The sequence below is a fragment of the Paenibacillus sp. 4624 genome, assembly GCF_050435065.1.
Taxonomy (GTDB): Bacteria; Bacillota; Bacilli; order Paenibacillales; family Paenibacillaceae; genus Paenibacillus; species Paenibacillus amylolyticus_D.
This window is the reverse complement of sequence record NZ_JBNDJR010000013.1, coordinates 189579-196108: the sequence shown is the minus strand read 5'-3', so window position 1 is coordinate 196108 and position 6530 is coordinate 189579. Positions and strand designations below refer to the sequence as shown.

Sequence of the window (6530 nt, the reverse complement as noted above, 5' to 3'; positions counted from 1 at the left end):
CCTAATGACGCGGGGTGGAGCAGCCCGGTAGCTCGTCGGGCTCATAACCCGAAGGCCGCAGGTTCAAATCCTGCCCCCGCAATTAAAGCTTTCTTTTATGAAAGTGATCTGGAACCGTGGTGTAGTTGGCCTAACATGCCTGCCTGTCACGCAGGAGATCGCGGGTTCGAATCCCGTCGGTTCCGCCATTTTAATACTTTACACCGTGCCGGTGTAGCTCAACTGGTAGAGCAACTGACTTGTAATCAGTAGGTTGGGGGTTCAAGTCCTCTCGCCGGCACCATTTTAGTATTTTGCAATTAGAGGTTTATAAGCTGTATAATATAAGCTCTGATGGTAATACTAAAATACTCATGCATTAATGTTTGATATTATGGCGATCGTGGCGAAGTGGTTAACGCACCGGTTTGTGGATCCGGCACTCGGGGGTTCAATTCCCCTCGATCGCCCCATAGTTTTCTTTATTGGGGATTAGCCAAGCGGTAAGGCAACGGACTTTGACTCCGTCATGCATAGGTTCAAATCCTATATCCCCAGCCATTTACTATGAGTCATTAGCTCAGTTGGTAGAGCACCTGACTTTTAATCAGGGTGTCGAAGGTTCGAATCCTTCATGACTCACTTTCATATTTTGCGGTCGTGGCGGAATTGGCAGACGCGCACGGTTCAGGTCCGTGTGGGCTAACCCCCCGTGGAGGTTCGAGTCCTCTCGACCGCACCATATATTTTGCGGAAGTGGCTCAGCGGTAGAGCATCGCCTTGCCAAGGCGAGGGTCGCGGGTTCGATTCCCGTCTTCCGCTCCAATATTTGCGCCCTTAGCTCAGCTGGATAGAGCGTTTGACTACGAATCAAAAGGCCGGGAGTTCGAATCTCTCAGGGCGCGCCATTATTTCCTTTATATCGGGATGTAGCTCAGCTTGGTAGAGCACCTGGTTTGGGACCAGGGGGTCGCATGTTCAAATCGTGTCATCCCGATTTTTCGTTTATGCGGGTGTAGTTCAATGGTAGAACTTTAGCCTTCCAAGCTAATAGCGTGGGTTCGATTCCCATCACCCGCTTACGATTCAAAGAGTTCTTGCATAATGCAAGAACTCTTTTTTTATTATTAGTGAGTATCAATGGGCTTACACGGATCAAGTGAACCATATGATGAAATTTTGTGGTAATCTAGTCTTGATAAATATTAGAAAAGATACAGGAGGGTGTTAAATGGGTCCTATTATATTTCTTGTCCTTGTAATGATCGCCATAATTATTTTTGGAAGTACTCAAACGAGAAAATCGAACAGATTAAAGAAAAAATATGGTGCAGCATTACATTCAGTCGGAATTCATCATTCAGGTCTACCTCAGGTGCCGGAGGGTAAGAAAGTGGATATACTGCTAGGTAACGGAAACTTGTACATACAAGCAGATCAACAGATGTTTGAACTTTCACTAAATAAAGTGAGTGGCGTACATCACCCTGACCAACGAGAAATAATGAAATTTCAAAGTTTTCTGATTATTGGTTATCATATGAACGGCAGACATCGAAAAATAAAATTAGCTTTTTTTAAGTCAGCAGTAGCTAAAACATTTTTATGGGAGATCGAGAGACAGTTGTTCACGAATGATTCAAGTAATGGGGTTATTCGATTGTGATTCGTGATTGCTTAGTTTTAGTGGTATAGAATATAAATAGTTTAACTATATCCCCCGAAAAAAAACATTAGTCTTGTGAAAAATAGTTTTTAAGTATCGGCTAAAGATGATGAAAATTAAAAGCTCCTCCTGCTTCTATCTAAAGAAGCAGGAGGAGCTTTCGTTTCTACTGCATATCTTTTTCCATTAATACCGTTCCAGGATGGTCTGTGTTTTCAAACCATCGGCAGGGATTAGCCAGTTTTTGTTTTGAAGCAATTGTAGTAATTGGTTACGTAGGCCAGATACGGCTGCTGAGTCATCTGTTTTAAATGAAACCTCGATGATGTTTTCAGTACCCGTGCCTGCTGCATTTCGGATCGGCCATACTTCCAGGGTAAGCTCCTGACCATTCCATGTCCCTTCGTACCGTTGGAAGATGATTGGGCCGTAGGCACGAGCCTGGGTAAGCTGTTGTTTGCCCCAGTTGGAGGCAGACCAGTTTTTTAATTTGCCGGGAAGCTTGTCCAGCAGCAGGTTCAAGGCATCCTTTTCGGAAGGCAACTGTATGTCTGTTGTTTTGGTGTCTACTTTTTTCGTGTTGGAGAAGCTCAGCGTCTGTTTGCCATATCCCCAGTCAATTTCAGCCTCGTAGTTATCATCTGATGAATCGAACCCTTCCTGATTTGCAAGTGTCAGTGCTGCATTGATATCCCCGTTCATGACAGGGTAACGCTTCTTGTAGGTTAACTCGTAGTTGTTTTTATCATCTTTTTTGCGAAAACGGACGTTCCAACCTTGGGCATCTAATCCGAGAGCATTGGTGTCAAAGTACTCCACATTGATATTTCGTGGCGTAGCATTCAGCCCTAGAGTCTGGATAACCTCACTGCGCGGTGTTCCATTGGTGTTTAACACAAGCTCCGGCTTGGCGAGGAACTTCACTTCATAAGCGGGAACAGCGTTGGCAGCGGCTGAAGCCGGCGGCGTATCCAGAAATGTTAGTCCACTTCCCAGGGTGACGATGCTCAGCATCAACGAGGCGGTTACTTTTTTCCACTTTTTCAAAACCAATCACTCTCCTAATCTGGATTAACGTACAGACCCCACTTTACCGTGCAAGTTTCTGAATGCGATTAACGGGAAACGCACATTACGTTAACCCTGCATAGATTTCATGAATGGCCAGCGATAGTTTATATAGGTTCAACCGATAGGCTGACGGAGTAAAGACTGTGTGTTCATGACTTCGTGCAGGACTTCGATGAACCGATGGACTTGAGCAGAAGGGTGGCGATCCTTGTTATGAACGGTGTAAATATGGCGTGGTGCCTGCTCTCCCGGAATGGGAAGCACCTGAATAAGACCTTGCTGCTCCTCCCACTGAACGGCCATCCGCGACATGAAGGAGATGTGACCGCCAAGTAACACAAGCTGTTTGATCGCTTCCAGGGAATCCATCTCCACGGTACTCCGCAGCCGGATATCATGCTGTACAAGCCATTGGTTAGTCAGCCTGCGTGTACTGGATTCATCACCGTGTAAAGCAAAAGGTATCTGCGCAATATCTTCAGGCAGCAAGGATTCTTTCTGAGTCAGCCCATGTTGCGGAGAGCAGATGAGCACAAGATCGTCCTCACATAGCGTTTCAGCGTATAATACTGACCCAACAAAAGGTTCGGATGAGATGATGCCGAGATCAAGCTGATGTTGGATGACCATCTCGCGGATAACCGGGGCAGGTTTGACAGACAACGTCATCCGGATACCCGGAAACTCTTGAGAAAACGTATGAAGCATGGCGGGCAACAGATAGGTAGCTGGAACATAACTTGCTCCAATATGGAGCGTGCCCCGGTACAGGCTGTCATATTCCTTGACGACGCGGCGGGCCTCCTGGGTCAGGGCATTGATTTTGACACTGTAATGAAGCAAGGCTTGTCCAGCTTCGGTCAGAAATGTTTTTCCACTGCGTGATTCAAATAAACGGACCCCCAACTCTTCCTCTAGTGACTTCATATGAAAGGTAACCGTTGGTTGCTTGATGCCCAGAATCTCGGCCACACTTGTCATATGATGGTGCTTGTCGATCAACTCGATAATTTGTAATTTGATCAGGTTCAACTCTCTCCACACTCCTCAGTGCTAAAAAAATCTCGGTTATGATGATCCGATGCATTTAATGAAAGATCATACCGTGTCTATCTATAGATTTAATCTATGAACATCAACAGAATTCATCTAAAAAGTTAATTCCCATTTTACAAACATAACAAACAACTCTCGAAAGCGAGCGTTAGACTGAAAACAGTGCAAGAGAGGCAACAAGTAAGTAACACATAAGCAATACATGAAAGCAATACATGAAAGCATTACAAGCGCACTACAAGCGCACTACAAGAGAGCAGTACATCAAGGTAGTACAAGAGCAGTACAAAAGGGATAATCTCAAGCAGAGCAACATAAACGAGATAAGCTAAGTCAGAGCAACAGAAGAAATCTAACAGTGTAAAACAAGAGATTAACCAAGAGATGCGTTAAAAATGTTTAGTAAAGAGGACAGGCAGGGATGCTTATGAAACTGGAGATACAGGGAATTCAAAAATCATTTCATCAAATACCTGCACTATTGCCCACCGATCTGACGCTTGAACACGGAAAATTCACCACTTTGCTCGGCCCTTCGGGCTGCGGAAAAACGACGTTGCTCCGCATGATTGCCGGGCTGGAACAGCCGGACGCGGGGGAGATTCGTGCAGATGGGGAGTACTTCTACTCTACAGCAAAGCGGATCGATACACCGACACACAAGCGTAATCTGGGCATGGTGTTTCAGGATTTTGCATTATGGCCGCATATGACGGTATATGAAAATGTAGCTTTTGGCCTGAAAGCAGGCAAACAGAAGTCTGATTTGCGGCAAAAGGTTAATGAAGCACTGGGCATGGTTCGACTGCAAGGCATGGAAGATCGGTATCCTCATCAGCTGTCGGGTGGACAGCAGCAGCGGGTTGCTTTTGCCAGGGCGGTAGCGGTGAAGCCGGGAGTCATCTTGTTTGATGAGCCTCTTAGTGCACTGGATGCAGTACTTCGGGAAGAGATGCGGATCGAGATGATGTCACTGGTAAGGGATATGGGACTGACCGCCCTGTATGTGACGCATGATCAGATTGAGGCCATGTCGATGTCGGATGAGATCGTGGTGATGCAGAAGGGGCGGATTTTGCAAAAAGGTACCCCGGAAACGATCTACTCCGCGCCAAGTGATCCTTATGTGGCTTCGTTTATCGGAAAGTCCAATTGGCTTACGCCAAACGAATCCATGATTCGGCCGGAACATGTCACCTGGAACAAAACAAACCACGATGATCTGGGCTACACTGGAATAATTCTCAGCGTCAGCTATGTGGGAGAACGCTACGAGGTGCGTGTGCAGATGGAAGGACTGGGCGTGTGGACGGCATATGCGAACCACAGAGTAAGCGTTGGAGAGAAAGTGCAGCTCTATGTATCGCCAGAACGAATCTGCCGGATGCATGTTCCACAGAGCCAGGATGGCAGTCCAAAGCTGGATATGAAGCATGATATGAGTCAGAACACGAGTGCCAGACAACGAGAAATAATCGCTGCAGCTCGCTAGAGAGCGACTTACCGTGAACTAAAACGACAAGCTTTTCAAAACGCGAAGACAAGCAATGAAGAACAATAGAAAAAGATAGAGAAGATATGATCGATGAAGAAATAGAAACAAACCATTGCAGTTTTGCTACTACCAATCCAAGGGAGATGGAATAAACATGTTCGGTATGAAATCAAGTAAAAAGAGTGCAACACTTTTATTAACAGCAGTAATGAGTCTGAGTCTATTTGGATGTAGCACGGGGAACACCACGACTGGAAACGCAGCACAGCCTGCGGGAGAAGGAACAGCAGCGGCAGCGGAAACGAAGGACAAAGCGGCAGGTGGCAAATTGGTATTGTACAGTGCAGGGCCTCAGAAGCTGGCAGACAATATCGTGAATGGATTTACAGCGAAGACAGGCATTGAGGTAGAGATGTTCCAAGGAACGACGGGTAAAATTTTGGCTCGTATGGAGGCGGAAAAATCCAATCCGGTAGCCGATGTCGTTATTCTGGCTTCCTTGCCTTCCGCACAAGCTTTGAAAGCGGATGGACTCACATTGCCATATCCGGAAGCTGCTAATGCGGACAAGCTGAATAAGGAATGGTCGGATGCAGACGGAAACTATTTTAGCAGCAGTGCATCTGCACTGGGCATCGTGTATAACAGCAAACTGGTGGCAACGCCGCCTACAAGCTGGGCTGAACTCGCAACATCAGCATGGAAAGATAAAGTGAATATTCCTGATCCGACACTATCTGGCTCCGCACTCGATTTCATTACAGGTTACCTGAGTGCCAATGGTGAAAAAGGATGGGATCTGCTGAACGCTTACAAAGCGAACGGTGTAGCTATGGCAGGAGCGAATCAGGAAGCCCTTGACCCGGTGATTACGGGTGCGAAAAGCATTGTGGCAGCAGGTGTAGACTACATGGCTTATTCCGCCAAAGCCAAAGGGGAACCGCTGGATATCGTATACCCTGAAGAAGGTACCGTGATTAGTCCAAGACCGGCAGCGATTCTCAAATCCAGTCCTAACGTAGAGAATGCCAAAGCATTTATCGACTATCTGTTGTCGGATGAAGCACAGAAGCTGGTTACAGATGCATACCTGCTTCCAGGGCGTGAAGATATCGAAGCAACAAACCGTGCCAATGTGAAGGATATTCCGCAACTGAAAGTGGATTGGAACTGGATGAGCGAGCATGGTGATGAAACCGCAGCACGTTTCTCCGAAACTTTTAAATAAGTGAACACAAATACAGAAACGGTAGACAACAGGAG

Annotated in this window: 5 protein-coding genes and 11 tRNA genes; 14 read left to right on the top strand and 2 right to left on the bottom strand. The window is 46.4% G+C overall.

Annotation, left to right across the window (positions count from 1 at the left end; genetic code table 11):
* The first annotated feature begins 8 nt into the window (after positions 1 to 8).
* The 12 genes from ABIE27_RS26105 to ABIE27_RS26050 all read left to right on the top strand — a co-directional run bounded on the left by ABIE27_RS26105 (position 9) and on the right by ABIE27_RS26050 (position 1645).
* A tRNA-Met gene (locus ABIE27_RS26105) sits at positions 9 to 82 on the top strand.
* 28 nt (positions 83 to 110) lie between these two features.
* Positions 111 to 188, top strand: a tRNA-Asp gene (locus ABIE27_RS26100).
* 19 nt (positions 189 to 207) lie between these two features.
* A tRNA-Thr gene (locus ABIE27_RS26095) sits at positions 208 to 283 on the top strand.
* A gap of 93 nt (positions 284 to 376) precedes the next feature.
* Positions 377 to 452 (top strand) — tRNA-His (locus ABIE27_RS26090).
* Between the two features lie 13 nt (positions 453 to 465).
* Positions 466 to 540, top strand: a tRNA-Gln gene (locus ABIE27_RS26085).
* Between the two features lie 8 nt (positions 541 to 548).
* Positions 549 to 621 (top strand) — tRNA-Lys (locus tag ABIE27_RS26080).
* A gap of 12 nt (positions 622 to 633) precedes the next feature.
* A tRNA-Leu gene (locus ABIE27_RS26075) sits at positions 634 to 721 on the top strand.
* A gap of 8 nt (positions 722 to 729) precedes the next feature.
* A tRNA-Gly gene (locus ABIE27_RS26070) sits at positions 730 to 804 on the top strand.
* Positions 805 to 810: 6 nt separating this feature from the next.
* A tRNA-Arg gene (locus tag ABIE27_RS26065) sits at positions 811 to 887 on the top strand.
* Between the two features lie 15 nt (positions 888 to 902).
* A tRNA-Pro gene (locus ABIE27_RS26060) sits at positions 903 to 976 on the top strand.
* A 12-nt stretch (positions 977 to 988) separates the two neighbouring features.
* Positions 989 to 1059: transfer RNA gene (locus ABIE27_RS26055), tRNA-Gly, on the top strand.
* 151 nt (positions 1060 to 1210) lie between these two features.
* Positions 1211 to 1645: a hypothetical protein gene (locus ABIE27_RS26050; protein WP_123065437.1), complete on the top strand. Its 435-nt coding sequence runs from the start codon at positions 1211 to 1213 to the stop codon at positions 1643 to 1645.
* 186 nt (positions 1646 to 1831) lie between these two features.
* Here the strand turns inward: ABIE27_RS26050 and ABIE27_RS26045 are convergent, their stop codons facing one another.
* Both ABIE27_RS26045 and ABIE27_RS26040 read right to left on the bottom strand, forming a co-directional pair.
* Positions 1832 to 2692 carry a hypothetical protein gene (locus tag ABIE27_RS26045; protein ID WP_123065438.1) on the bottom strand — a complete coding sequence of 287 codons (861 nt, stop codon included), beginning with the start codon at positions 2690 to 2692 and terminating at the stop codon, positions 1832 to 1834.
* A gap of 138 nt (positions 2693 to 2830) precedes the next feature.
* Positions 2831 to 3748 carry a LysR family transcriptional regulator gene (locus tag ABIE27_RS26040; protein ID WP_123065439.1) on the bottom strand — a complete coding sequence of 306 codons (918 nt, stop codon included), beginning with the start codon at positions 3746 to 3748 and terminating at the stop codon, positions 2831 to 2833.
* 451 nt (positions 3749 to 4199) lie between these two features.
* Between ABIE27_RS26040 and ABIE27_RS26035 the strand changes: the two genes are divergently transcribed.
* A complete protein-coding gene (locus tag ABIE27_RS26035) occupies positions 4200 to 5264 on the top strand; it encodes an ABC transporter ATP-binding protein (protein WP_429351886.1) in 1065 nt (354 codons plus the stop codon).
* Between the two features lie 157 nt (positions 5265 to 5421).
* Positions 5422 to 6495, top strand: coding sequence for an ABC transporter substrate-binding protein (locus ABIE27_RS26030; RefSeq protein WP_123065440.1), 1074 nt, complete (start codon positions 5422 to 5424; stop codon positions 6493 to 6495).
* The last annotated feature ends 35 nt before the right edge of the window (positions 6496 to 6530 follow it).